At 67.2% G+C, this 23,617-nt stretch carries 20 protein-coding genes; 8 read left to right on the top strand and 12 right to left on the bottom strand.

What is annotated here, in order from left to right; genetic code table 11:
• Nucleotides 1–25: 25 nt before the first annotated feature.
• Nucleotides 26–643, top strand: a complete 618-nt coding sequence (locus tag ASE28_RS31000; protein ID WP_235516254.1) for a hypothetical protein — start codon at nt 26–28, stop codon at nt 641–643.
• Between the two features lie 58 nt (nt 644–701).
• Here the strand turns inward: ASE28_RS31000 and ASE28_RS30995 are convergent, their stop codons facing one another.
• On the bottom strand, nt 702–2,078 hold the full coding sequence (locus ASE28_RS30995; RefSeq protein WP_057269808.1) for a matrixin family metalloprotease: 1,377 nt from the start codon (nt 2,076–2,078) through the stop codon (nt 702–704).
• Between the two features lie 425 nt (nt 2,079–2,503).
• Here ASE28_RS30995 and ASE28_RS30990 point away from each other — a divergent pair, with 425 nt between their 5' ends.
• Together ASE28_RS30990 and ASE28_RS30985 are read left to right on the top strand one after the other, a co-directional pair.
• Nucleotides 2,504–4,195: a long-chain fatty acid--CoA ligase gene (locus tag ASE28_RS30990; protein WP_057206058.1), complete on the top strand. Its 1,692-nt coding sequence runs from the start codon at nt 2,504–2,506 to the stop codon at nt 4,193–4,195.
• Nucleotides 4,196–4,363: 168 nt separating this feature from the next.
• Entirely contained in the window at nt 4,364–6,007 is a 1,644-nt protein-coding gene (locus ASE28_RS30985; protein ID WP_057269807.1) for a hypothetical protein, read from the top strand.
• A gap of 36 nt (nt 6,008–6,043) precedes the next feature.
• Here the strand turns inward: ASE28_RS30985 and ASE28_RS30980 are convergent, their stop codons facing one another.
• Entirely contained in the window at nt 6,044–6,412 is a 369-nt protein-coding gene (locus ASE28_RS30980) for a PilZ domain-containing protein (protein ID WP_057206061.1), read from the bottom strand.
• Nucleotides 6,413–6,653: 241 nt separating this feature from the next.
• Between ASE28_RS30980 and ASE28_RS33470 the strand changes: the two genes are divergently transcribed.
• From ASE28_RS33470 to ASE28_RS30965, 3 genes are all read left to right on the top strand, one after another.
• Complete coding sequence (locus ASE28_RS33470) at nt 6,654–9,536, top strand: EAL domain-containing protein (protein ID WP_304439369.1); 2,883 nt, start codon at nt 6,654–6,656, stop codon at nt 9,534–9,536.
• Between the two features lie 136 nt (nt 9,537–9,672).
• The gene (locus tag ASE28_RS30970; protein ID WP_057269806.1) at nt 9,673–10,437 is read left to right on the top strand and encodes a 2OG-Fe dioxygenase family protein; all 765 of its coding nucleotides are present in this window, start codon (nt 9,673–9,675) and stop codon (nt 10,435–10,437) included.
• Between the two features lie 314 nt (nt 10,438–10,751).
• Nucleotides 10,752–11,189: a universal stress protein gene (locus tag ASE28_RS30965; protein WP_057206065.1), complete on the top strand. Its 438-nt coding sequence runs from the start codon at nt 10,752–10,754 to the stop codon at nt 11,187–11,189.
• 214 nt (nt 11,190–11,403) lie between these two features.
• Here the strand turns inward: ASE28_RS30965 and ASE28_RS30960 are convergent, their stop codons facing one another.
• The 4 genes from ASE28_RS30960 to ASE28_RS30945 all read right to left on the bottom strand — a co-directional run bounded on the left by ASE28_RS30960 (nt 11,404) and on the right by ASE28_RS30945 (nt 15,239).
• The gene (locus ASE28_RS30960; protein ID WP_057269805.1) at nt 11,404–12,387 is read right to left on the bottom strand and encodes a tripartite tricarboxylate transporter substrate binding protein; all 984 of its coding nucleotides are present in this window, start codon (nt 12,385–12,387) and stop codon (nt 11,404–11,406) included.
• A gap of 165 nt (nt 12,388–12,552) precedes the next feature.
• Nucleotides 12,553–13,737: a beta-ketothiolase BktB gene (bktB, locus tag ASE28_RS30955; RefSeq protein ID WP_057269804.1), complete on the bottom strand. Its 1,185-nt coding sequence runs from the start codon at nt 13,735–13,737 to the stop codon at nt 12,553–12,555.
• 183 nt (nt 13,738–13,920) lie between these two features.
• Nucleotides 13,921–14,691 carry an SDR family NAD(P)-dependent oxidoreductase gene (locus tag ASE28_RS30950; protein WP_057269803.1) on the bottom strand — a complete coding sequence of 257 codons (771 nt, stop codon included), beginning with the start codon at nt 14,689–14,691 and terminating at the stop codon, nt 13,921–13,923.
• Nucleotides 14,692–14,720: 29 nt separating this feature from the next.
• A complete protein-coding gene (locus ASE28_RS30945) occupies nt 14,721–15,239 on the bottom strand; it encodes a MarR family winged helix-turn-helix transcriptional regulator (protein ID WP_057269802.1) in 519 nt (172 codons plus the stop codon).
• 67 nt (nt 15,240–15,306) lie between these two features.
• Here ASE28_RS30945 and ASE28_RS30940 point away from each other — a divergent pair, with 67 nt between their 5' ends.
• Nucleotides 15,307–16,209: an EamA family transporter gene (locus ASE28_RS30940; RefSeq protein WP_200964012.1), complete on the top strand. Its 903-nt coding sequence runs from the start codon at nt 15,307–15,309 to the stop codon at nt 16,207–16,209.
• Here ASE28_RS30940 and ASE28_RS30935 read toward each other — a convergent pair.
• Both ASE28_RS30935 and ASE28_RS30930 read right to left on the bottom strand, forming a co-directional pair.
• Complete coding sequence (locus ASE28_RS30935; protein WP_057269820.1) at nt 16,206–16,871, bottom strand: RluA family pseudouridine synthase; 666 nt, start codon at nt 16,869–16,871, stop codon at nt 16,206–16,208. The two genes, ASE28_RS30940 and ASE28_RS30935, sit on opposite strands and share 4 nt — an antisense overlap.
• Nucleotides 16,858–19,020, bottom strand: coding sequence for an ATP-binding protein (locus tag ASE28_RS30930; RefSeq protein ID WP_057269801.1), 2,163 nt, complete (start codon nt 19,018–19,020; stop codon nt 16,858–16,860). The genes ASE28_RS30935 and ASE28_RS30930 overlap by 14 nt, the downstream gene beginning before the upstream one ends.
• Nucleotides 19,021–19,266: 246 nt before the next feature.
• On the opposite strand from ASE28_RS30930, the gene ASE28_RS30925 reads away from it, so the two are divergent.
• Nucleotides 19,267–19,929 carry an NAD(P)H-dependent oxidoreductase gene (locus ASE28_RS30925; RefSeq protein ID WP_057269800.1) on the top strand — a complete coding sequence of 221 codons (663 nt, stop codon included), beginning with the start codon at nt 19,267–19,269 and terminating at the stop codon, nt 19,927–19,929.
• A 118-nt stretch (nt 19,930–20,047) separates the two neighbouring features.
• Here the strand turns inward: ASE28_RS30925 and ASE28_RS30920 are convergent, their stop codons facing one another.
• The 4 genes from ASE28_RS30920 to ASE28_RS30905 all read right to left on the bottom strand — a co-directional run bounded on the left by ASE28_RS30920 (nt 20,048) and on the right by ASE28_RS30905 (nt 23,461).
• The gene (locus ASE28_RS30920; RefSeq protein WP_057269799.1) at nt 20,048–21,364 is read right to left on the bottom strand and encodes an MFS transporter; all 1,317 of its coding nucleotides are present in this window, start codon (nt 21,362–21,364) and stop codon (nt 20,048–20,050) included.
• 197 nt (nt 21,365–21,561) lie between these two features.
• Entirely contained in the window at nt 21,562–21,942 is a 381-nt protein-coding gene (locus ASE28_RS30915) for a hypothetical protein (RefSeq protein ID WP_057269798.1), read from the bottom strand.
• A 68-nt stretch (nt 21,943–22,010) separates the two neighbouring features.
• A complete protein-coding gene (locus tag ASE28_RS30910) occupies nt 22,011–23,078 on the bottom strand; it encodes a MerR family transcriptional regulator (protein ID WP_057269797.1) in 1,068 nt (355 codons plus the stop codon).
• Between the two features lie 26 nt (nt 23,079–23,104).
• The gene (locus tag ASE28_RS30905; protein WP_369818325.1) at nt 23,105–23,461 is read right to left on the bottom strand and encodes an FKBP-type peptidyl-prolyl cis-trans isomerase; all 357 of its coding nucleotides are present in this window, start codon (nt 23,459–23,461) and stop codon (nt 23,105–23,107) included.
• Nucleotides 23,462–23,617 lie beyond the last annotated feature (156 nt).

Genomic DNA, 23,617 nt, shown 5'->3' with positions numbered 1-23,617 from the left:
GGCGTGCCTGCCGGCCCATGCCCAGGTGGAGATCATCGAACCCGTGGGGGACTTCCAGTTTGGCAAGGTTGCTGTGCATTCATCCGCCACGCAAACCCTGCGGGTGGCCAACCGCGGCCCATCTCCCGTGCAATTGGGCAAGGTGATCTCAAGCATCGCAGCCGTGTCACCGCTCTGTACCGGGATCGGTTGCGCAATGGTCATTGCAAGCGACTTCACCATCCCCCCGGAATCGGATGGCTGCAGCAACACCTTGCTCCAGCCGGGGGCGGTTTGCTCGGCGCTGGTGCGCTTTGTGCCGTCGGGCCCAGGGTCGCGCGGATCCCAACTGAACGTTTTCATGCCGAATGCACCTTATGTTCTGCGCGGGTTGGGTGGCACAGGCGTCTCGCAGCCGCTGGACTGTGTGCTCGACTGGGCGGAAAAAACCTTTCCACAGCTGCTGACCGCCCCGACCATGACGTCCACCGCCTCGGCTTTCCATGTGCGCTGCTATGCCCAGGGGGCGATCTGCGTCGGTGCCGACACCGCCGTGCCCACGCCTGACCAGCCCAGCGTCTATGCCTACCAGGCCCAGGCCAACCCGCCGCTGCAGCGTCTGGACCATCTGTCCTCGCTGTCGCGCCTGGCGCAGTGCCAATGACGGGGTGGCCCGTCGGTCACGGCCCGGTTCTGCCTGAACCGGGCCGGGCCGAGCTGCTTCAGATGTATTCCAGCCCCTGGCTGCTGAGCCCGACCAGGTTGATGTGCGCGGCATTCAGGTCCAGGTTGGCCGCAGCCACTGCGAACGATGCATTGGTGTAGGCGCCCGACTTGATGACGGCCGCCAGCGACTGGACCGTATTGGCATCGGCCGCGACGCCCACCAGATTGGCGTAAAGCAGGTTCACCACCTGCTCTGGCGTGGCCGAGGCCCCCAGCAGTGTACTGATGCCAAATTGCGCGACCTGCAAGGGGGTCGAGCCGGCGTCCACCGCCTTGAGCACGATGCCGACCACGCTGCGGTTGTTCAGGCCGGCAGGGCCGAGCAGCGCACCGACCATGCGTGCGGCCGTGCCTGCAGCGCCGTCCAGGTCCAGCGCCACAAAACCATCCGTGAACTTGACCCGCTCGATCTGCAGCAGGGTATCCACCCCGTCGCGGCTGGGGACCCCGTCGCCCAGCGTCCAGCCGCCACCGTTCTTGGGCTGCAGCGAGTAGTCGCCGCGGTTGCCCCGGGCAACCAGGGTGTCCAGGCCGCCCAGGCCGTTGAACGTCTCATTGGCATTGGTGCTGGTGAACGTGTCTGCACCGGCTGTGCCCGTTGGCGTCGTGGGTGTGGTCGGGGTCGTTGGGGTGGTGGGTGTCGTGGGCGTGGTCGGCGTCGTGGGGAAGGTCAGCGTGGGGCCACTGGTCGAGTTGAACCCGTAGGTGCCGCCCAGGCCGTCCCGGCCGTAGATCCAGTCCAGCGCCAACAGGTCATAGGCCTGGAAGGTGGTCTTGTACTGGCCAGCATCGGTGTACGACATCACCGTGTTGTTGGTATTGTCCTCGGCCGTGGGCAGGGGGCGGGGGGAGTCGAATGGGTGCGCCAGACCCAATGCATGGCCCACCTCGTGCAGCAGCACCTCATAGCCCAGGCCGCCGGCCGTGGGGGTGTTGTTGATGCTCGCGAACTCCACGTTATCCAGGTAGACCACCGATTCGGCATTGAGCGACGTCAGCGTCTGTTCGGGCCCCGTGAAGCTGTAGTTGTAGAACGAGGAGTTCAGCCCCGCCGTCGTGCGGCCCTGCAGGTTGGTCGCCGCGAAGTGGATGTCTGCCTGGGACGAACTGCCCACTTCGGTGAAGGTGATGCCCGTGACCTGGCTGGAATACGCCATGATCTGGCGCGCTGCCTGCATCTGTGAGGAATTGAATGAGGTCAGGGTGGTGCTCGAATCCCGATCGGCCACGCTGCCCGTGCTCACGTCGAAGGTGTAGTACAGCACCTTGCGGCCATCGGGGATGAAATTCCACGGGGCTGGGTTTTCCAGCAGGGAATCGGCCTTGTAGTTGCCCGAGAAGCGGATGTTCTGGAGGTCGGAAACGGTGGCCATGGTGGTGTCGAATGTCTCGGCGGTTGGATGGTGGCAACTGGCTGCCCAGTGCCCTTGGACAATGCCTCGCCGAAGTGGCACACCGCCCCGGCGGGGTTGCCTTCGGGCCACGGTTGCAGGTGCAAGGGCATATCCCGTGCATTTGCAAGCACGAAACAGAATTTATCACCGAGGCGACCGCTGCGCTGTGACGAAAAACACAATGTCACGATATCTGTTCGGGCCATTGAAGGAATGCCGGCCTAGCTCGGAAGGCATTTCCCTGCCGCAGCCGCGTCGGCGCATGGAGTGGCTTCGGCAAGGGAAATGGTCGACGGCGCCGTCACCTGCGCGACCCCGCCTAAGTGGCATCCCCAATGCCACGGATGGGGCTGGCCCCTAGGCTCTGGCGTTGAAGGAAAGAAACCATTCTCCCCATTCCATCCATGTCCACACGCCCCCACTACGCTTTCTGGCCCCGCCGGCTGCCCCATTCGATCACCTTGCCCGCCACGTCGCTGTGGGACAACCTGGCCATCAGCGCACAGCGCTACCCCGACAAGACGGCGCTGGTGTTCTTTGGCCGCCAGCTGAGCTATCGGGCCCTGGTGGAGGGCGCCGAGCGGCTGGCCGCGCGGCTGGCGCAACTGGGTGTGCAGCGCGGCGACCGCGTGGTGCTGTGCATGCAGAACTGCCCGCAACTGGTGATGGCGCATTTCGCCATCCTGCGCGCCAATGCCGTGGTGGTGCCGGTCAACCCCATGAACCGGGCCGAGGAGCTCAAGCACTACATCACCGACCCCGATACCAAGGTGGCGTTCACTACGGCCGACCTGGCGCCCGAGCTGGCCAAGGCCAGCAACGCCCTGGCACCGAATGAGCGCCTGGCGCACCTGGTGGTGACGCACTTCACCGATGCCTTCGATGCCGACGTGCAGGGGGCCGACGCCCCGCCCGACGCATGGAAGGAGTGGCTGTGCACGCAGCATGCGCTGCCTGCGCTCGACGGTGGCACAGTGCACGCCTTTGCCGAGGCGCTGGCCTGCAGCGATGCGCCACCTGCGCTGGTGGTGGGCCCCGCTGACCTGGCGCTGCTGCCCTACACCAGCGGCACCACGGGCCTGCCCAAGGGCTGCATGCACCTGCACAAGAGCATCATGCACAACGCCGTGGCCAGCGCGCTGTGGGGTTCTGGCTCGGCGGACAACGTCACCCTGTCGGTGGTGCCCATGTTCCACATCACCGGCATGGTGAGCGTGCTGCACACCTCCATCTACTGCGCGGCTACCATCGTGGTCATGCCCCGCTGGGACCGGGACCTGGCCGGGCGCCTGATCTCGCGCTACAAGGTGACCAACTGGACCAACATCCCGACCATGGTCATCGACCTGCTCAACAGCCCCAACTTCGCCAGCTATGACCTCTCCAGCCTGGTCTACATCGGCGGCGGCGGGGCGGCCATGCCGCAGGCCGTGGCCCAGCGCCTGCTGGAGCAATATGGCCTGCGCTATACCGAAGGCTATGGCCTGACGGAGACGGCCGCGCCATCGCATTCGAACCCGCCCGACCACCCCAAGCAACAGTGCCTGGGCATCCCCTTCATGGGCACCGATGCGCGCGTGGTAGACCCCGACACGCTGCAGGAGGTGGCCGTGGGCGAGCAGGGCGAGATCATCATGCATGGCCCCGAGGTGTTCGAGGGCTACTGGAAGCGGCCCGACGCCACGGCCAGCGCCTTCGTCGAGTTCGAGGGCAAGCGCTTCTTCCGCTCGGGCGACCTGGGGCGCATGGACGAGGAGGGCTACTTCTTCCTCACCGACCGCCTCAAACGCATGATCAATGCCAGCGGCTTCAAGGTCTGGCCGGCCGAGGTGGAGGCGCTGATGTTCCGCCACCCGGCCATCCAGGAGGCCTGCATCATCTCGGCACGCGACGCCTACCGGGGCGAGACCGTCAAGGCGGTGGTGGTGCTGCGCCCCTCGCACCAGGACACGACCGAGCAGCAGATCATCGACTGGTGCCGCGAGAACATGGCGGTGTACAAGGTGCCGCGCATCGTGCAGTTCGTGAATGCCTTGCCCAAGAGCGGCAGCGGCAAGGTGATGTGGCGGCATCTGCAGGAGGCGGAGGCGGCCTGAGGCCTGCACGGCGCTGGCAACTTGACCATTGCTCACTGAACATTGGGCATTGGCAGGCCTTGGCACTTGCCAATTTGTCCAGTGCCGTCCAGAGACCGCAATCGCGGCACAAAGCGCTGGTAGGCTTGGTGCACCGCCTTCCTGGCGCCATCGTGCGCCCGCCGTTCCATGTCTGCCAACACCTATAGCTTCACCTGCATCGGCTCTGACGCCGCTGCGCTGGCCCAGCTGCATGCCCTGCTGAAAGCTGCCATGCAAGCCCCTGGTTGCGCCTTGCACGAGCCTTTGGAGCGCATTTTCCAGTACTGGGACGGTCCCGTGGTGATGAGTGCGTCCCTGCTGGGCACCACGCTGCGCTGCACGGTCGACACATCCGCGCACGATCCGCTCGAGAAACCGCAGATCCAGGCTTGGCATGCCGCAGGCGCCGACTACCTTCAGGTGCATGTGTTCAACAGCCAGGTCGGGGAATCGTCCACCACGTACTACCACGCCGGCAAGCGCATCCCGGCCAAGGCGTTTCCCAAGCCGGTGCTGTCCGAAGGCGAGCGCCTGTACGAGCTGGTACTGGAGGCCAAGGACAGCGCACTCGCCAAGGAGGTCAAGGCCGGTGCATCGCCCAACGCCACGGCCGATGGCGTGCCCATCATGGTGCTTGCCCTGCGCGCGGGCCTGGTGAAATCGGTGCGCGCCCTGCACGACGCCAAGGTCGACTGGTCTGCCTGCCTGCCCTGGGCGGCCGAGGTCGCCGATCTGATCGGTGCCTGCGGCGGCAATCAGCGCGAAGCCATGCTCTCGGGCCTGTTACATGCATCTGGCGCGGATCTGCCCAGGCTGTCGCGCCTGGAGCGCGTGGTGCGGCCGGTGAGCACGAATGCCAAACTACTCCAATGGCTATTGGCGCAACCCGGTGTGGACGTGAATGCCCTGCTGGTCGACGACCAATCCGGGCAGGAAACCGGCAGCCTGCTGTTCCACAGCGTGGAGTTCTTTGAAGACCGGGCCGATGTTCTCAAGGTGCTGACCACCAGTGGCGCGCGCTCGGTTCCGCCTGCTCAGATGAGCGACGTGGAGCGGCTCACCCGCATGTGCAGGGGATACCGGGATGCGCAGACCCCGGCGCAGTTGGCTGCGGCCGGGGTGGATCTGGAAACACCGCTCTGGCGGGAATATCCTGCGCTGCGCATGGTGATGCGCAACTACACGGGAGCGCTGGTGGATTTGCGCCTGGCGAATGACCTGCTTGATGCTGGCGCTGGGGTGGACTACTGGAAAAATCCCGAGGCCTTCCAGGAGGAAGTAGTGGAGCCGCTGCTGACCGTGTACTGGTATGAGCCCAGCAATGCCAGTGGCAAGCTCGCCTCGCGCCTGGATGCGAATGCCTGCCAGATTGTGATCGACACGCTGCGCCGGGTGCTGGATCGTGGGGTGAGTGCGGCGATGGGGGTCTCGCTGCAGGTGGACGACCTGGAGACTCGGCACGAGGGTGAATCACCGCCCTCGGCCTGCTACGTGGGGAGCCTGCTCGGGGCAGTGGCAGGCCTGCTGTGCGTACGCGGCAGCATGCTGCGGCCGTTGTGCCTGCCGCTGGTAACGCTACTGCTGGAGAACGGTGCAGACCCCCATGCGCCCTGCAGACGTGGCATCCACCTATGGGCGCGCGGGCGGATCTGGGGGTGGGGCAACTGGCCGGAGCTGCATGACCCCTGGCCGGAGGGGATGTCCGTGCTGGCCTACCTACAGCAAAGGCAGGCCGAGATGCCCGATGCCATCGATGCGGCGGTGATTGTCGCGATGCAGGCGCGGTCTTGAATATGGTGTGAGAAAAGAAGAATCTTTGAAGATCCCTCAATGCGCAGTGTGCGTCAGCTCTGCCAGATCGCGCTCCAGCAGCGCCGGGTCGCCCAGCTGCAGCTCGATCAGGCGCCGCAGGTGGGTCACGCTGTCGAGGTCGATGGAGCGGCACAGCAGGCCGGTGTGCAGCCCCTCCAGGTGCGCCACCTCGCAGGACATGCCGATGTGGTTGCCCGTGTCGTGCAGCGGGATGGTGAGCTGGCACAGCATGCCGGCGCGCACGTCTGCCTGCGCAGGCAGTGAAATCAGCGCTCCCTTGAGCGACAGGTCCTGCACATGCACACTGAAGGCGTTGCTTGCCAGGGTGAGCAGCGCAGGGGCATCGAATTGGACACGGACGTAGTGGCGGCGTTCGTGGGGCATGGCTGTCTCCGAAGAGTTTGACGCATGCTAACCCAAGGTCTGCAGGCCTGTGCAAAAAAAGATCTCGGGCAGGCTTTCGGCGGCACGCTTTGTTTTGGTTACGTTTTGATAAACAAGCAACCTTTGGTTAACATGGTGCTTTTGGCCAATGTGGGGATTCCCGATCGTGAGTTCACGCATTTTCCGGTGGCATTGCCGATGGGCGGGATGGCTGGTGGGTGCCTTTTGGTGCCTGCTGCCGGTGAGCGCCAGCACTGCTGCGCCTGCGCGCGAGGTGCGGGTGGGGGTGTATGCCAACGAGCCCACCGTGTTCATGAACCAGCATGGCCGGCCCGCGGGCATCTTTGTGGACCTGCTCAACCTGGTGGCCGAGCGCGAGCGCTGGTCCGTGCGCTATGTGCCGTGCGAGTTGCGTGCATGCCTGGATGACCTGCACAACGGCCGCCTGGACCTGGTGCCCGACGTGCCGCGCACGCCGGCGCGCGAGGCGCAGTTCGATTTCACCGCGCAACCCATCGTGGACACCTGGTCCGAGGTGTACCGCCAGTCGTCCTCGCCGATCCAGTCGGTGCTGGACCTGGATGGCAAGCGCGTGGCCGTGCAGCGCGACACGGTGCAGAAGGACCATTTCATGGCCCTCACGCGCCGCTATGGGCTGCAGGTCATGGTGGTGGAGGTGGACTCGCCCGACCAGGCCTTCAGCGCCGTAGGCAGCAAGAACGCCGAGGCGGCCATCACCAGCCACCTGTTCGGCAGTGCCCGTGCGCCGGGCCACGGTCTGGTCGATTCAGGCATCGTGCTGCAGCCAGGGGGGCTGTACATCGCCAGCGGCAAGGACCGCAACCCCGACCTGCTGGCCGCCATCGACAAGCGGGCCGCGCAGTGGCGCGATGGGTCCGACGCAGCGTATGGCCAGGTGATGCGCCGCTGGGTCAGCCGGCCATCCGCCAACACCGTGGGGCGTCCGGTGCTGTGGGCCGTTGGCGCATTGCTGCTGGCGGTTGCGCTGGGGCTGCTGGTGGTCTTCCTGCGCCGCCGCCGTGTGCGCGAGCGCAGCCGGCACCCGTGGACCAGCGGGCACAAGCTGCGCACCATCCTCGACAGCGTGGGCGCCTTCATCTATATCAAGGACGCCGAGCACCGCTACCAGTACGCCAACCAGCACATGCTGGCGTTGCTTCCCGATGCCGCAGGCGGCCTGATCGGGCAGGACGACAGCGCGATCTTCGACGAGGCGACTGTGCGCCAATTGACGGCCAATGACCGCCTGGTGCTGGAGCGCGGCGAGCGCATCGAGGTGGAGGAAACCAACACCTTCCACGATGGTTCGGTGCGCACCTACCTGTCGATGAAGATGCCGCTGCGCGACAGCGACGGCCGCATCCATGCGCTGTGCGGCATTTCCACCGACATCACCGACCACCGGGGGGTCGAAGAATCGCTGCAGATCGCGGCCATCGTGTTCGAGTCGTTCGAGGGCATGGTGGTCACCGGGCCCGACCAGCGCATCATCCAGGCCAACACTTCCTACGCGCGGCTCACGGGCTACCCGGTGGAGGAACTGGTGGGCAAGACCCCGGCGCTGCTGCAGTCCGGCCGGCACGACCAGACCTTTTACCGGACGATGCAGGAGACGCTGCAGTCGGTGGGCTCCTGGCAGGGCGAGGTCTGGAACCGGCGCAAGGATGGCGAGGTGTACCCGGCCTGGATCACCGTCACCGTGGTGCGTTCGGCGCAGGGCGCCATCACACACTACGTGGGCACGCAGACCGACATCTCCAGCCGCAAGGCGGCCGAGGATGAGATCCGCCTGCTGGCTTTCTACGACCCGCTCACCGGCCTGCCCAACCGGCGGCTGATGGCCGACCGGCTGCAGCACAGCCTGGCGGCCAGCGCCCGCACGGGCACCGGTGGCGCCCTGCTGTTCGTGGACATGGACAACTTCAAGGACCTGAACGACACCCAGGGCCATGAGATCGGCGACCAGCTGCTGTGCCAGGTGGCGGCGCGCCTGGGTGGCTGCGTGCGCAACGGCGACACGGTGGCGCGCCTGGGTGGCGACGAGTTCGTGCTGCTGCTGGAGGGCCTGAGCGCGCTGCCGCACGAGGCGGCCTCGCAGGCCGAGATGGTGGGCCGCAAGGTGCTGCATGCGCTGGGTCAAAGCTACCAGTTGGGCGGCCATGCGCACCACAGCTCGTGCAGCATCGGCGTGACCTTGTATGCCGACCCGCACACCACGGTGGACGAGTTGCTCAAGCGCGGCGACATGGCCATGTACCAGGCCAAGGGGGCGGGGCGCAACACCCTGCGCTTCTTCGACCCCCGCACCCAGGCCGCCGTCACGGCGCGCACCGCGCTCGAGGCGGGCTTGCGCGAGGCGCTGCGCGAGGGCCAGTTCCTGCTGCACTACCAGCCGCAGATCGGCCAGTTGGAGGGCCTGGTGGGGGCCGAGGCCCTGCTGCGCTGGGAGCACCCGCAGCGCGGGCTGGTCTCGCCGGCCGAGTTCATCCCCGTGGCCGAGGCCTGCGGCCTCATCGTGCCCCTGGGCGCCTGGATCCTGCGCGCAGCCTGCCTGCAGTTGGTGGAATGGGCGCGCAACCCGGCCTCGGCCCACTGGACGCTGGCCGTGAACGTGAGCGCGCTGCAGTTCAGGCACCCGCACTTCGTGGAAGATGTGGTGGAGGTCCTCAAGAGCACGGGCGCCAACCCGGTGCGCCTGAAGCTGGAGTTGACCGAGTCGCTGCTGCTCGATGATGTGGAAGACATCATCCGCCGCATGACCACGTTGCGCGCCCTGGGCGTGCGCTTTTCGCTCGACGACTTCGGCACGGGCTATTCGTCGCTCAGCTACCTCAAGCGCCTGCCGCTGGACCAGCTCAAGATCGACCAGAGCTTTGTGCGCGACCTGCTCACCGACCCCAACGACGCCGCCATCGCCCGCACCATTGTCAACCTGGCCCACAGCCTGGACCTGGGCGTGATTGCCGAAGGGGTGGAAACCCCCGAGCAGCGCGACATGCTGGCCAGCGTGGGCTGCCTGCACTGGCAGGGCTACCTGTTCGGTCGGCCGGCGCCGGCCAGTGCCTTGCTGCGCATCGCGGAGCAGGTGGCCTTGCAGCCGTGAAAGCGCCTGGGGAGTCAGGGCAGGCCTTCAGCCGGGGCTGGCGCCGTTTGACCTGCATCACCCCTTGGTTGCACGGCACTGCGGCGCGTGGCCTGGGCTCGGCAGCCCCTTGCGTTAAGCCTTATGCTCGGCGGCCATGGCACAAGTCACTTTCTCACCTCCTTTTACCGCGCCCTCCGAGACTGCGAATCAACTGCGCAGCGCCGGCTTTGCCGTGCTGTCGCCCGCCGATGTGGCGGCCTGGATGGGTTGCCCGCTCTCTGACCTGCTGGCACTCAATGCCGACTGGGCGGCCTTGCCGCCCGACGATTTCCTGAAGGACGGCGGGCGCTACCGCCGCCGGCGCCACGCCTGCTTCATGGTGCAGGATGGGCAGGCGCAGCAGGTGCCGCACCGCGCGCACTGGCAGCCGGTGGAATACAACGCCCTGCACGGCGGCATGGAACGCTGGTTTGCGCCCATGGAGCCGGCCACGGTGGCGCTGCCCGTCTGGTCGCAGCTGCTGGCTGCGCTGGCCCGCGTCTCCGACGCCGTGTTTGCCGCACAGGGCAAGGCGCCACAGCCCTGGTTCGTGGAGGCGCACCAGTTCCGCATCGACACCGAAGGTGGCATCGGCCGGCCCACGCCCGAAGGCGCGCACCGCGACGGTGTGGACCTGGTGGCGGTATTTCTTGTGGGGCGCGAGGGCATCAAGGGCGGTGAGACCCGGGTGTTCGAGGCCAACGGCCCGGGCGGCCAGCGCTTCACGCTCACCGAGCCCTGGTCCCTGCTGCTGCTGGACGATGCGCGCATGATCCACGAATCCACCCCCATCCAGCCCGTGGCCCCCGGTGGCTACCGCGACACGCTGGTGGTCACCTGCCGGCGCGGCGCGTTCCAGGGGGCGGACGTGGTGGGATAGGGGTCACCATCCTTGTCGGTGGGGGGCACGGCGTAGGACAAGGCGTCGTCTTGCTGGAGAAATCGCTGGATCGACCGCCCGCCGTTTGATGCGCATCAAGATGCGATGTATGGTGTGGGTTCACACTGTCCTTCATCGCATCGCAGGCAGCACCCGGGACCGGGGGATTGGTGNNTGCATTCAATCGTATAACTAGGCGGGAAGCCGCAGACAGTGCTGTAGCACGGCAAGGCGGACCCACGAAGTTGGACGCTTGAAGGAAAATCCGTATCAGGGCCTCGCCGAAGGTGCATTCAACACAAGGAGAAGACGCCATGTTCAAGCACATTCTGGTTCCCATCGATGGCTCCGACATCGCCGCGCTGGCCGTGTCCAAGGCGGCAGAGCTGGCCAAGACCTTTGGCAGCGCCGTAACCGCCCTGTACGTGGTGGACCCGTATCCGTTCACCGGCGTCGGTGCCGATTTCGCCTATGGCCAGGCCCAGTACCTGAGCGCTGCCACAGCCGAGGCGAATACGGCACTGGACGCCGCTCGCACTGCCCTCGCGGCGGCTGGCGTGCAGGTGACCACGGTCGTGGGCGAGGGCCACACCGTGCACGACGGGATCGTGAGCGCTGTGCTGAGCACCGGTGCCGACCTCATCGTCATGGGCTCCCACGGCCGCCGCGGCCTTGAAAAACTGGTGCTGGGCAGCGTCACGCAGCGCGTGCTGGGCGCGGTGCACGTGCCGGTGCTGGTCGTGCGGACCTGAATCCCGGTTTTGAATTTGTGCTGCGCCCCTGGCACTGCGCTGGAACAAAAAAAATGGCTCCAAGAAGGAGCCATTTTTTCTTTGATACAGAGCTTCGGGAGTCGCTACAAGCTCAGCGCAGCGGTCCTGGCTAGGCGTTTCGTCGCAGACAGTACTGAAAGTACGGCAAGACGGAACAACGACGCCAGGAGAGCTTTTAGCGGCTCCTACCCCGTTACTCGATCTTGGCGCCGGAGGCTTCCACTATGCCCTTCCATTTGGCGTAATCGTTTTTCATCAAGGTACCGAACTGCGCGGCGGACATGGCTTCGGGCTCGGCGCCCTGGGCCTGGATGGCGGCCTTCATGTCGGCAGTGGCCAGCAGCTTGTTGATCTCGGCGTTCAGGGCCGTGACCACGCTGGCCGGCGTGCCGGCGGGTGCGAACACGCCGTACCAGGTGCTCACGTCAAAGCCCTTGAAGCCCGATTCGGCCACGGTGGGCACGTCGGGCAGGGACGAGCTGCGCTTGGCCGAGGTCACGGCCAGAGCACGCAACTTGCCCGACTTGAGCTGGCCCATGGCCGAGGGCACGGAGGACATCAGCAAATCCACGTTGCCGGCCATTGCATCCATGAGGGCCGGGTTCGATCCCTTGTAGGGGATGTGGCTGAGCTTCACGCCCGCGGCCTTCTCGAACAGGTCGCCCGCCAGGTGGATGGAGGTGCCGTTGCCGGGCGAGCCATAGGTGACGGTGCCGGGCGCTGCCTTGGCGGCGGCGATCACGTCGGCCAGGGTCTTGTACTTGGAGTTGGCGCTGGTGGCGATGACCACCGGTGTGTAGGCCACGTGGGCCACGGCGGTCAGGTCCTTGGTGGGGTCCCAGGGCAGGTTCTTGTAGAGCCAGGGGCCGATGACCAGGTTGTCCTTCTGGCCCATCACGATGTCATAGCCCGTGGGCGCCGCCTTCACGGCCTCGCCGATGCCGATGGTGCCGCCGGCACCGGCCTTGTTGTCGGCCACCACCGTCCACTTGGCGCTTTCGGTGAGCTTGGTGGCCACCAGGCGCGAGAGGATGTCGGTGCCGCCACCGGGCGGGAAGGGCACGATCAGGCGGATGGGTTTGTTGGGGTAGGCGGCGGCAGGGGCGGGTGCCTGCGCATGCGCGGTGGCACCCAGGGCAAGGGCCAGCGCGCTGAAGGAAATCAGGGTGCGAATCATGGTGAAAGATGTCTCCGTCGGTTCAATGGTTGGGGCGGCCGCTTCAGGCGCGCTCCACTCTGCTGATCTGGGCCAGCACCTGTGGATGATCGCTGATCCTCCACAGGGCCGGCCTTGCCAATACGGGGTGGCAGCATCGCGGGTGGCGATGGCAACCCCGGGGTATCAGATGCGTTCGAAAATCGCCGCAATGCCCTGGCCGCCGCCGATGCACATGGTCACCAGCGCATAGCGCCCCTGCACGCGCTGCAGTTCGTGCAGCGCCTTCACGGTGATCAGCGCGCCCGTGGCGCCGATCGGGTGGCCCAGCGAGATGCCCGAGCCATTGGGATTGACCTTGGCCGGGTCCAGGCCCAGGTCCTTGGTCACGGCGCAGGCCTGGGCGGCAAAGGCCTCGTTGGCCTCGATCACGTCCAGGTCGTTTACCGTGAGGCCGGCTTTCTTGAGCGCCAGCTGCGTGGCCGGCACCGGGCCGATGCCCATGTACTTCGGGTCCACACCGGCATGCGCATAAGCCACCAGGCGCGCCAGCGGCTTGGCGCCGCGCGCCTTGGCGGCGCCGGCTTCCATCAGCACCAGGGCGGCCGCGGCGTCGTTGATGCCCGAGGCATTGCCGGCCGTCACCGTGCCGTTCTCCTTGAGGAACACGGGCTTTAGCTTGGCCATGTCCGCGAGGGTTGCGCCGGGGCGAAAGTGCTCGTCGGTGGCGTACTGCACGTCGCCCTTCTTGCTCTTCAAGGTGACGGGCACGATCTGGTCCTTGAACAGACCGGCTTCGGTCGCGCGCTCGGCGCGGTTGTGGCTTTCCACGGCGAGCTGGTCCTGGTCTTCGCGGCTGATGCCCCACTTGGCGGCGATGTTCTCGGCCGTCACCCCCATGTGGATGTTGTGGAAGGGGTCGTGCAGCGCGCCCATCATCATGTCCACCATCTTGGTGTCGCCCATGCGCGCGCCCCAGCGCATGTTCAGGCTGGCAAAGGGGGCGCGGCTCATGTTCTCGGCGCCGGCGCCGATGGCCACGTCCGTGTCGCCCAGCAGGATGGACTGGCTGGCGTTCACGATGGCCTGCAGGCCCGAGCCGCACAGGCGGTTGACGTTGTAGGCGGGCGTGCCTTCACCGCAGCCGCCGTTGATGGCGGCCACGCGCGAGAGGTACATGTCCTTGGGCTCGGTGTTCACCACATGGCCGAACACCACGTGGCCCACGTCCTTGCCTTCCACATGGGCGCGCGCGAGCGATTCGCGCACCACGAGGGCACCGAGTTCGGTGGGAGGGATGTCCTTGAGGCTGCCGCCAAAGGTGCCAATGGCGGTGCGCACTGCGCTGACGACGACGACTTCACGGGTCATGGGAGTCTCCTTGGAAAAATGGAATGCTATGGGCTTGCAACGCCTGGATGGCAGACGCTGGCAGCTATGAAAACAAGGGCGGCTGAAACTGGCGCGCGACAGGCCAGTGCCGCCGTGGAACTGGCTTTGCCAGGCCACTGGCGGCGTCCCCCTGGGGGGAAGACGCGAAGCGGCTCAGGGGGGTCATGCTTCTCTTACATCGGCCACCGGGTTGGTGCCGAAGTCTGCGCGCTCCAGCCAGGCGAGCACGCGGGTAGCGGCATCGGCAGGTGATGTGAGCTGGCCACCGGCCTTGAGGTTGGCGAAATTCTCGCGGTCCGGGAATGTCTCGGGGGCGGCGCCACGCAGTTGCACCTGCATGTCGGTGTCGATCACACCGGGTGCCAGTGAGCAGACCTTGGCGCCATGGGGCTTGTGGGCCTCGTCCAGCGCCACGCAGCGCGTGAAATGGTCCATGCCGGCCTTGGCCGCGCAATAGGCCGCCTGCGAGGCCATGGCGCGCCGGCCCAGGCCCGAGGAAATATTGAGTACCTTGCGGGTCGTGGCGGTCCAGCCCTCGGTGGCGTGGAGGAAGGCGGCTGTGAGCTGCATGGGCGATTCCAGGCCCACGCGCAGCGCGTTGGCCAGGTCGGCGGGGTCGCTCTCCGACAGCGGGGCGATGCGCGGGATGGTGCCGGCGTTGTTGATCAGCGTGGCGCTGGCAAAGCGGCCAGGGGCCTGCGCCGCCAGCCAGGCCTTCAGGCGGGCGGCGGCCTGCTCGCCCTGCGACAGGTCTTGCTGCCACTGCTCGAGCGTGGCGCCCGAGGCCTGGGCGGCGGCGGTCAGCGCGTCCTGGGTGTTGCGGGCCAGGCAGACGAGGGTGTTGCCCGGGCCTTGCAGCAATTGCTCGGCCATGGCCAGGCCCATGCCGCGCGAGGCGCCAGTGAGGATGAAGAGGTGTTGGGGTTGGGACATCCCGCCATCGTACTGCGCCGCGCCTGGTTCTATGGCGCAGTCGGGGATTCCAGCGCCGCCAACAGCAGGGTCAGCTTGCCATCCAGCGCCGCCAGGTCGGCGGCCTTGAGCGGCGCCAGGATGCGGTGCTCGTTGGCCACATGGGCCTCCACCGCGCGGTCGATCAGGGCCAGCCCTGCGGGCGTGAGCTGCACCAGCATGCTGCGCGCATCGCCGGGGTTGGGTAGGCGCGCTACGAAGCCGCTGGCCTCGAGCTTGTGCATGCGGTGCGTCATGGTGCCCGAGGTGACCATCAGCGTGGAGAACAGGGTGGTCGGCGCCAGGCAATAGGGCGCGCCCGAGCGGCGCAGCGTGGCCAACATGTCGAACTCCCAATAGCTCAGGCCGAACTCGGCAAAGGTCTCGTCCAGCCGGCGCTGCAGCAGGGCCGCGCAGCGCTTGATGCGGCCGATGGGGCCCATGGGTGCCACATCCAGATCGGGGCGCTCGCGGTGCCACTGCGCCAGGATGGCGTCCACGGCATCGGGTGTGCGTTGGGGTGGGGGCATGGCAGCTTCAGTTGTCTTGATTTCAAGATTTTATGGTAGAGTCATTTATCTTGATTTGAAGATAAAAATGCCTGAAGCAACCCACCGTATCGCCTGGGGCGACGTGCTCCTGACCGCGCTGGCGCCCACCATCTGGGGCTCCACCTATATCGTCACCACCGAGCTGCTGCCGCCCGACCGGCCCTTCACGGCAGCGCTGCTGCGCACCCTGCCTGCCGGCCTGTTGCTGGTGCTGTGGTGCCGCCAGGCACCGGCCTTGCGCGATGGGGCCGGCTGGGCGCGCTTGCTGTTGCTGGCGGCGCTCAACATCGGCTTCTTCCAGGCGCTGCTGTTCGTGGCGGCCTACCGGCTGCCCGGTGGCGTGGCCGCTGTGGTAGGCGCCATCGGGCCGCTGCTCATGATGGGGCTGACCTGGGCGGTGGACCACCGGCGCCCGCCCGCGCTGGCCATGGGGGCCGGGGCACTCGGGGTGGCGGGCATGGCGGCGCTGCTGCTGTCGCCCGGCGCCGCGTGGGACATGGTGGGTGTGGTGGCCGCGCTGGCGGGCACGGTGTGCATGGCCTTCGGTACCTTTCTCGCGCGGCGCTGGCAGTCGGGCGGCCTGCCGGTGCTGGCCTTCACGGGTTGGCAGTTGCTTGCGGGCGGTGCCATACTGCTGCCCGTGGCCTGGGCCGTGGACCCGCCGCTGCCCGCCCTCACCGCCATGCAGGTGGGCGGCTATGCCTACCTGAGCATCGCCGGCGCGCTGCTGGCCTATGCGCTGTGGTTCCGCGGCGTGGCGCGGCTGCCCTCGGTGGCCGTGTCGTCGCTGGGTTTGCTGAGCCCGGTGGCGGCTGTGCTGCTGGGTTGGGCGCTGCTTGGGCAGGCCCTGCGCGGCACGTCTCTGGTGGGCGTGGTGGTGGTGCTGGCCAGCATCCTGGCCGTGCAGTGGGCCATGGCGCGGCAGGCCGCAGTCGCCCTGGCGGCTTAGAAATTGGGCGCCAGATGGAATTGCAGCGGTTCGCCGGTGGTCGGGTGCGCCAGTGCCAGGTCGCTGGCATGCAGCAGCAGGCGCGGCGCCAGGGCCTGCGTGGCGGCATCGGCGTACAGCGCATCGCCCAGGATGGCATGGCCCACGGCGGCCAGGTGCACGCGCAACTGGTGGGTGCGGCCGGTCACGGGCTCGAGCAGAACACGCGTGGTGCTGGCCGATTCATCATGCGACTCGGAACGCCAGCGCGTGAGGCTGGGCTTGCCCAGAGCCGCATCGATCACCCGCAAGGGGCGGCGCTCCCAGTCGGCAGCGATCGGCAGATCGATCTCGGCCCAGGTGCCGTCACCGGCTTGCCCCATGTGCCCCTGCACCACCGCCACGTAGCGTTTGTGCACCTGGCGCTGCTCGAAGGCCAGGCCCAGCCGGCGCTGTGCCTCGATGTGGCGCGCCATGAGCACCAGGCCCGAAGTGGCCTGGTCCAGCCGGTGCACGATGAGCGCGCCGGGCCAGCGCTGCTGCGCACGGGCGCTCAGGCAGTCCTGCTTGTCCGGCCCGCGGCCGGGCACGCACAGCAGGCCCGCAGGCTTGTGCAGCACCAGGATGTCCGCGTCCTCGTGCACTGCGTGCACGGGCAGTGCGCTGTCATCAGCCGGTGCCATGGCCATGGATGAGCCGGTGCACGGTGGTCACCAGTTCTTCCACATCGTTGGGCTTGTGGATCAGCGCGTTGGCGCCTTCGGCCATGGCGGCCTGCTCGATCTCGGTGGTCACGTAGCCCGAGGCCAGGGCCACCGGCAGGTCGGGGCGTATCTGGCGTGCCTCGCGCACCAGGTCGGTACCGACAAAGCCGGGCATGTTGTAGTCGGTCACCAGCAGATCGTAGCGCTGGGGGTCGGCCCGCAGTGCTGCGCTGGCTTCGTGCGGGTCGGTGTAGCCGCTCACCTCGTAGCCGCGGCGGCGCAGCAGGCGCTGCACCAGAAAGACCAGGGCCTGGTCGTCGTCCACGTACATCACATGGGGCTTGCGCTGGTCGATCTGCGCCGTGGCCTGTGGCGCGGGCGCAGGCGGCGGTACCAGTGGGGGCGCCGCCTGGGCGCTGCCGGGTGCCACAGGGAAGTACAGCGTGAAGCGGCTGCCGTGGCCCGGGATGCTGCTCACGTCCACCGCGCCTTCGTGCGTACGCATCACCCCATGCACCACGGCCAGGCCCAGGCCCGTGCCCTGGCCCACGGGCTTGGTGGTGAAGAAGGGCTCGAAGATGCGCTGCAGCGTGGCCGCCTCGATGCCGGGCCCGTTGTCGCGCACTGCGAGGGCCACGTAGTGGCCTTCCGCCAGGCCCAGGCGCTCGCTCAGGCGCTTGTCGGGCTGCACGGCGGCGGCTTCCACGTGGATGCTGCCGCGCGCATTGCCGATGGCGTGGACGGCATTGGTGCACAGGTTGAGCAGGGCCTGCTCGACCTGGGTGGCGTCGGCCAGCACCGGGGGCAGGTCCAGCGGCAACTGCATGTGCAGCTCAATCGCCGGGGGCAGGGTCACGCGCAGCAGGCGCTCGGTGTCGTGCACCACCTCGCCCAGCGGCACGGCCGTGCGCTGTGGAGGTTCGTTGCGGCTGAAGGTCAGGATCTGGCGCACCAGGTCGCGCGCGCGGCGCCCGGCCTTGTCGATCTCGCGCAGGCTCTCCAGCGCGGGCGAGCCCGGTGCGCTGTCGGCCTTGGCCAGCTCCACATTGCCCAGGATGGCGCCCAGGATGTTGTTGAAATCGTGTGCGATGCCTCCGGCCATGGTGCCCACGGCCTGCATCTTGTGCGATTCGCGCAGCTGCGCCTCCAGCTCGGTGCGGTGCGCCTCGGCCTTCTTGCGGCCCGTGAGGTCGCGGGCGAACACGGTGGTGGTCTCGCCCTCTGCATGGCGCTCGAACGATACGCTCACCTCCACCGCGAGCTCCTTGCCGCTGGCCGTGAGCGCCGTCATTTCGCCCAGCATGGCCTGCGTGGTGAGCTGCGCAAACGACAGGCCCTGGGCCGCGCCGGGCAGAAAGCGTTCAAGCGGGCTGCCCAGCGCATCGCTGGCGCTGCACTGGAACAGCGCCGCCGCCGTGGGGTTGAATACGGTGATGTGCTGGTGCTGGTCCACGCAGATGATGGCGTCGAGCGCCGAGTTGATCACCGCCTCCAGCCGCTTCTCGCTGGCGTACAGCTGCTCGTTGCGCTGCTGCAGGGCCTGCGCGCTGTGCTGCAGCGCCCGGCGCTCGGTGAGCAGCGGGCCCTGGTCGATCACCGCGCACAGGTACTGCGACACCGGCGGGCCGCCGCCGGCCTGCGGTGCCTCGATGTGGGCGATGTGCAGGTCGCCCTTGATGCGCAGCTCCTCCCCGATGTCGAAGACCACCTCGTTCACCTCGCTGCGCCCCAGGTTCTCGGCCTGCGCGAAGGCGTTGTGCACGCGGTCCACGTCGCCCGCGCTCACAAAGGGCATCAGTGCGCTGAGAGGGCGGTCGCGCTCCGTGGGTTGGAACGAGCGGTGCGCCATGGAATTGGCCTGCACCACCATGTCGTGCTCGTCGATCACCATCAGCGCCAGCGGCATGCTGGCGAACAGGGTCTCGAAGCGCTCCGAGGCGCTCTCGGCCACGGCCTGGCTGTAGCGCAGCACCTTGTTCTGGCTCTCCAGCTCGGCCTGGTAGGCGCGCAGGTCCGCCACCAGGCCCCCGGCGGGGCTGTCGGTGGACGCCAGCGCATCGTCCGCGGCCACACCAGGTGCGGGCGAACGCCGGGAGGGGTCCAGGAAAGACAGGTCCGGTTCACTCATGGACAAAAAGCGATCAACAAGGCCGGCGCACGCAAGGGGCGTGCGCCATGCCGGGCAGGGGGTGGAGCAAACAAGTGTAAGCCTCCCCGGAACCCCATGCCGCGCATGGATGGGGGGCGATTGTTGACCGAATAGGAACAATCCTTTTCCCGTGCAGGGCTTACTGAACAAGCGGTCAGTACCTACAGTTCATCCACTGGCATTTCGGTGCCGCCAATCCACCTATGACACCAAGGAGCCTTTGTCATGACCACAGCCACCCAGACCCCCGCAGCCAATGAACTGCTCGACAAACTGCAATGGCGCTATGCGGCCAAGAAGATGAACGCCGACAAGAAGGTGCCTGAGGACAAGGTCGAGCGCATCCTCGAAGCCGCCCGCCTGGCGCCCACCTCCAGCGGCCTGCAGCCGTTCGAGATCATCGTGGTGACCGACCCCGCAGTGCGCGCCCGCATCCAGCCCATCGCCTGGAACCAGGCCCAGATCACCGACGGCTCGCACCTGCTGGTGTTCGCTGCCTGGGACAACTACACGGCCGATCGCATCAACATGATGTTCGACCTGACCAACGAGCAGCGCGGCTTCAAGAACGAAGGCTGGGAAAACTACCGCCAGATGCTGCTGGGCATGTACCCCCAGCGGGATGCCGAAGTGAACTTCCAGCACGCCGCCCGCCAGGCCTACATCGGCCTGAGCGCTGCCCTGATCGCCGCCGCCTTCGAGGGCGTGGACTCCACGCCCATGGAAGGTTTCGACCCCAAGGCCCTGGACGAAATCCTGGACCTGGGTGCGCGCAACCTGCGCAGCGTGGCCATCTTGCCGCTGGGCTACCGTGCCGACGAAGGCGACTGGTTGGTGAACCTCAAAAAGGTGCGCCGTCCCCGCGAACAGTTCATCACCGAGGTGTAAGTCCCGCGCCTGCCCACCATGGGCCGGCCTCTCCCCGGTTGCATTTCTCTCCTCCGCCGTCTCCTTGACGTTGATCCGCCCGCCACATACCGTGGTGGGCGGTTTTTTTTGCGGTGGATCAACGTGCCGCAGCGGGCGCATCGGTCACCTGGCGCAGCGGCGTTAGCACGAAGGCCAGCGCCACCAGCACCACCAGCGTGCCGCCGCTGGCCGCAAACAGCTGGGTGAGCGTGATGCTCTTCATCAGCCAGCCGGTCACCGCCGCCGAGATGGGCGCCAGGCCCATGAAGATGAACATGAACAGGCCCATGGCCCGGCCGATCAGCATGGGCGGCACGCGCTGCTGGATCCAGGTGAACACGCGCACCTGCATGAAGCCGCCCAGCAGGCCGATGGCCAGCATCAGCGCAGCGCCCTGCCACACCGCGTTGATCATGCCCATGGGGATGAACAAGAGGCCGATGATGGCGTCGAACACCAGGATGGTCAGCCCCAGGCTGCCCACGCGCAGGCGCGGGAACATGCCCGAGGCCACCATGCCCGCCAGCGTGCCCGCGCCGTGGGCGCCGAGCATGGTGCCAAAGGCGGCGGCGCCCAGCGTGGGCGTGCTGCTGGCCAGCACCGGCACGGCGATGTGGATGGGCCCCATGATGAACAGCGCAATGGCGCTCCAGTAGAGGAAGCAGGTGCGCAACTCGCGGTCGCGCCAGAAATGCGCGAGGCCCTGGGCCACCGAGGCCAGAACGGCCTGCGGGGCCGCCGCGGTGGCGGCCGGCGCAGCCGCCACCAGCGTGCGCACCTTCGCCAGCGTCCAGGCCGAGACGCCGAAGCTCAGCGCGTCGAGCGCGAAGGCAATGCCAATGCCCGTGGCGCTGGCGTTGCCTGCGCTGCCGTCACCGAACAAGACGATCAGCAGGCCGGCGAGCAGCGGCCCGAGGAACATGGTGAGCTGGCGCAGGCCCAGGCTGATGCCGTTGGCCGCCTGCAGCTGTGCGCGCGGCACCACATGCGGCATCAGCGAGGTGCCGGCCGGGATGCTGAAGGCCGTGGCCAGGCCAATCGCCAGCGACAGCGCGTAGACCATCCACAGCGTGAGTGCGCCGGTGAGGACCAGGCCGCTGAGCAGCCCCAGCAGCACCAGGTTGACGTACTTGGTGAGCATCAGCACCTCTTTGGGTGAGTAGCGGTCCACCAGCGCGCCACCGATCAGGATGAACAGCGCGCGCGGCACGCTCATGAGCGCCAGCACGGTGCCCAGCACCAGCGTGTCGCCGGTCATCTGCAGCACCAGCCAGGGCAGGGCGATCAGCGTGAACTGGTCGCCCAGCATGGTGAGCGCGGAGCCGCTGGTCAGCCAGCGGAAGTTGGGGTCGCGCAACAGCGCTGCGCGCGGGTCGGCCCTCGGCGGGGCCGGGTTGTCGTGGGTGGATGGCATGGTCTTCCTTCGAGAAAAAATGGAACGGCTGAAATCGGTCGCAGGCAGGTGCTGGCTGGACCTGCTCCCGTGCGTGGATGGGGAATGCCTGTTCATACGGATTTGCCTTTAACCGCATAGCGTCGTTGGTTCGCCTTGCCGTGCTACAGCACTGTCTGCGGCTCCCGCCTAGCTATGCGATCAAATGCAAATCCGCATCAGGCAGTGCGCGCTGGCGGTGCCTGGGGTCGCAGCGGCTGAGCCTGCAGTGCATGCCGGGGCGTCAGCAGCCGCAGCAGGCTGCTGGCCAGCGCCAGGCTCCACAGCAGCGCCGCCGCGTGCCCAGCGAGCGCCAGGGCCGTGGGCAGCCAGCGGCCAGGGCCCCCAGGGGCCAGCAAGGCGTCGACCACCACGCCAGTGAACAGGAAAATGGCGAGCGCCAGCGCTTCAGGGTGCGTGAGTGCTTCGGCCAGGACGCAGGCCACCAGCAGGCAGGCCGTGCCCGCCAGCGCGTACAGCGGCCAGTGGTGTGCCGGGTGAAGAAGCAGTGCCCGCCAGGGGGTGGGAGTGTGGGGCGATAGGTGTGGCAGGGGGCTCATGTGTCGGTCCGTTGGCTGCTGTTGGCAGCGTGTCGGGTCCGACTGTGAGGCCTCACGTTGCGTGAGGGTCAAGCCTTCTGGAACACTTTTTTCGGCGATTTTTCAGCGGCGTGCGTGGCAGGGGAGGCTGCCGCGGCAGGGAGCAGCAGCGCCGCCTTCAGGTAAGCGCGCACAGGCGCACTCAGGGGCGAGCCCGCCTGCAGCAGGGGTTCCTGTTCGGACGCTGCGATCAGTTTCTCGCGCAGCGCGGGGCTGCCGTACGTCAGTTGGCCGAACAGCTGGTCCCAGCGCCGGGCTGCGGCGATGGCATCCGGGTGCTGCGTGGGTACGCCCTGGGCCAGCAGTTGCTGCACCTGTGCCTCCAGTTCGGCCCACTGCGCATGGGGCACGTGACCCAAGCCGCGCAGATCATCACGGGTCACGTACTTTTCGAGCAGCGCCATGCGCAGCTTGATCGCCGTTTCGACGAACTCGATCATGTCGCCGGGCGGCGCATGGTTGCGCCCCTGGGTGCTGGGCTCGGTGCGGAACATGTGGCCCCAGCGGTCCAGCAGGTCGATGTCGCCACCCATCCAGTGCAGCATGAGCGCCATCCAGCGGTAGGCCAGTGCCTGGACTTCGGGGCTGTCGGGTGGCAGCTGGCGGTCCATGGCGCTGCGCACCAGGTCCTTGACCACCAGCCAGTCTGCCTCGATCAGGCTCCAGTTGGTGAAGATCTGCTTGAGCTCTGCCGCGCTGAAGTACTTGCCGTAGGTGGTCATCAGCGCCAGCGCTTCGAGCCAGTTGCCCATGTCGGGCTCGGCCCCTGCCATCAGACCGTCGCGCAGCATGGCCAGCCGCCCGCGCAGTTCGGTGGCCTGCGTGATCTGCTGGTCGAGCGCGCGGATCTGTTGGCCGATGATGCGCTCGGGCGCCATCCCTTCGCCGGCCAGCAGCTCGCCAATGTCGCTGAGCGCCAGCCCCATCTGGCGCATGGTCTGTATGCCATGCAGCCGTTGCACGTCGGCCTGGCTGTACAGGCGGTAGCCGGCCTCGGAGCGGCCCGAGGGCGCCAGCAGCCCGATCTCGTCGTAGTGGTGCAGCGTGCGCACCGTGAGGCCGGTGCGCCGGGCCAGCTCACCGACCTTCAGCAGCATGTGGCAGGTGCCCGTGCGCCGGTCACTTACTTGCCGACGGAGATCAGTTCGATCTCGAAGTTCAGCGTGGCGTTGGGCGGTATCAAGCCGCCGGCACCGTTGGCACCGTAGGCGATGGCGGGCGGGCAGGTCAGCTTGGCCTTGCCGCCGGGTTTCATGCGCTGCACGCCTTCGGTCCAGCAGGGGATCACGCGGTTCAGCGGGAACGACGTAGGCTCGCCGCGCTTGTAGGAGCTGTCGAATTCCTTGCCGTCGAGGAAGGTGCCCTTGTAATGCACCTTGACGGTGTCGGTGGCCTTGGGCGACTCGCCCGTGCCGTCCTTGAGCGATTCATAGACCAGGCCGCTGGCCGTGGTGACGGGCTTGGCGGCTTGCTGGGCCATGGCGGCGGGGGCGATCACGAGGCTGGCGAGCAGCAGGCACAGGGTATTGCGCAAAGGGTTCTCCTTGTGAGGATGGAATATTTTGGACAGGCGCGATCTTAGTCGTGTTCTTGTGGGTGCTGGTTCTGTTGCGGTGGCTGCTTCTGCTCTTTTGCT

The organism is Acidovorax sp. Root219 (genome assembly GCF_001428665.1).
Classification (GTDB): Bacteria; Pseudomonadota; Gammaproteobacteria; order Burkholderiales; family Burkholderiaceae_C; genus Acidovorax.
Note: the sequence above shows the minus strand (reverse complement) of the source record. Positions and strands in the feature narration are given on the sequence as shown.

Coding starts and splice junctions, on each gene's coding strand:
- ASE28_RS30905 (WP_369818325.1), bottom strand. CDS start 23,461: ATGGCCCAGCAAGCCGCCAAGCCCGTCACCACGGCCAGCGGCCTGGTC.
- ASE28_RS30935 (WP_057269820.1), bottom strand. CDS start 16,871: ATGGCACCGGCTGATGACAGCGCACTGCCCGTGCACGCAGTGCACGAG.
- ASE28_RS30945 (WP_057269802.1), bottom strand. CDS start 15,239: ATGCCCCCACCCCAACGCACACCCGATGCCGTGGACGCCATCCTGGCG.
- ASE28_RS30910 (WP_057269797.1), bottom strand. CDS start 23,078: ATGCTGCTGAAGGTCGGTGAGCTGGCCCGGCGCACCGGCCTCACGGTG.
- ASE28_RS30920 (WP_057269799.1), bottom strand. CDS start 21,364: ATGCCATCCACCCACGACAACCCGGCCCCGCCGAGGGCCGACCCGCGC.
- ASE28_RS30995 (WP_057269808.1), bottom strand. CDS start 2,078: ATGGCCACCGTTTCCGACCTCCAGAACATCCGCTTCTCGGGCAACTAC.
- ASE28_RS30915 (WP_057269798.1), bottom strand. CDS start 21,942: ATGAGCCCCCTGCCACACCTATCGCCCCACACTCCCACCCCCTGGCGG.
- ASE28_RS30925 (WP_057269800.1), top strand. CDS start 19,267: ATGACCACAGCCACCCAGACCCCCGCAGCCAATGAACTGCTCGACAAA.
- ASE28_RS30930 (WP_057269801.1), bottom strand. CDS start 19,020: ATGAGTGAACCGGACCTGTCTTTCCTGGACCCCTCCCGGCGTTCGCCC.
- ASE28_RS30940 (WP_200964012.1), top strand. CDS start 15,307: ATGCCTGAAGCAACCCACCGTATCGCCTGGGGCGACGTGCTCCTGACC.
- ASE28_RS30970 (WP_057269806.1), top strand. CDS start 9,673: ATGGCACAAGTCACTTTCTCACCTCCTTTTACCGCGCCCTCCGAGACT.
- ASE28_RS30985 (WP_057269807.1), top strand. CDS start 4,364: ATGTCTGCCAACACCTATAGCTTCACCTGCATCGGCTCTGACGCCGCT.
- bktB (WP_057269804.1), bottom strand. CDS start 13,737: ATGACCCGTGAAGTCGTCGTCGTCAGCGCAGTGCGCACCGCCATTGGC.
- ASE28_RS30960 (WP_057269805.1), bottom strand. CDS start 12,387: ATGATTCGCACCCTGATTTCCTTCAGCGCGCTGGCCCTTGCCCTGGGT.
- ASE28_RS30950 (WP_057269803.1), bottom strand. CDS start 14,691: ATGTCCCAACCCCAACACCTCTTCATCCTCACTGGCGCCTCGCGCGGC.
- ASE28_RS30965 (WP_057206065.1), top strand. CDS start 10,752: ATGTTCAAGCACATTCTGGTTCCCATCGATGGCTCCGACATCGCCGCG.
- ASE28_RS30980 (WP_057206061.1), bottom strand. CDS start 6,412: ATGCCCCACGAACGCCGCCACTACGTCCGTGTCCAATTCGATGCCCCT.
- ASE28_RS30990 (WP_057206058.1), top strand. CDS start 2,504: ATGTCCACACGCCCCCACTACGCTTTCTGGCCCCGCCGGCTGCCCCAT.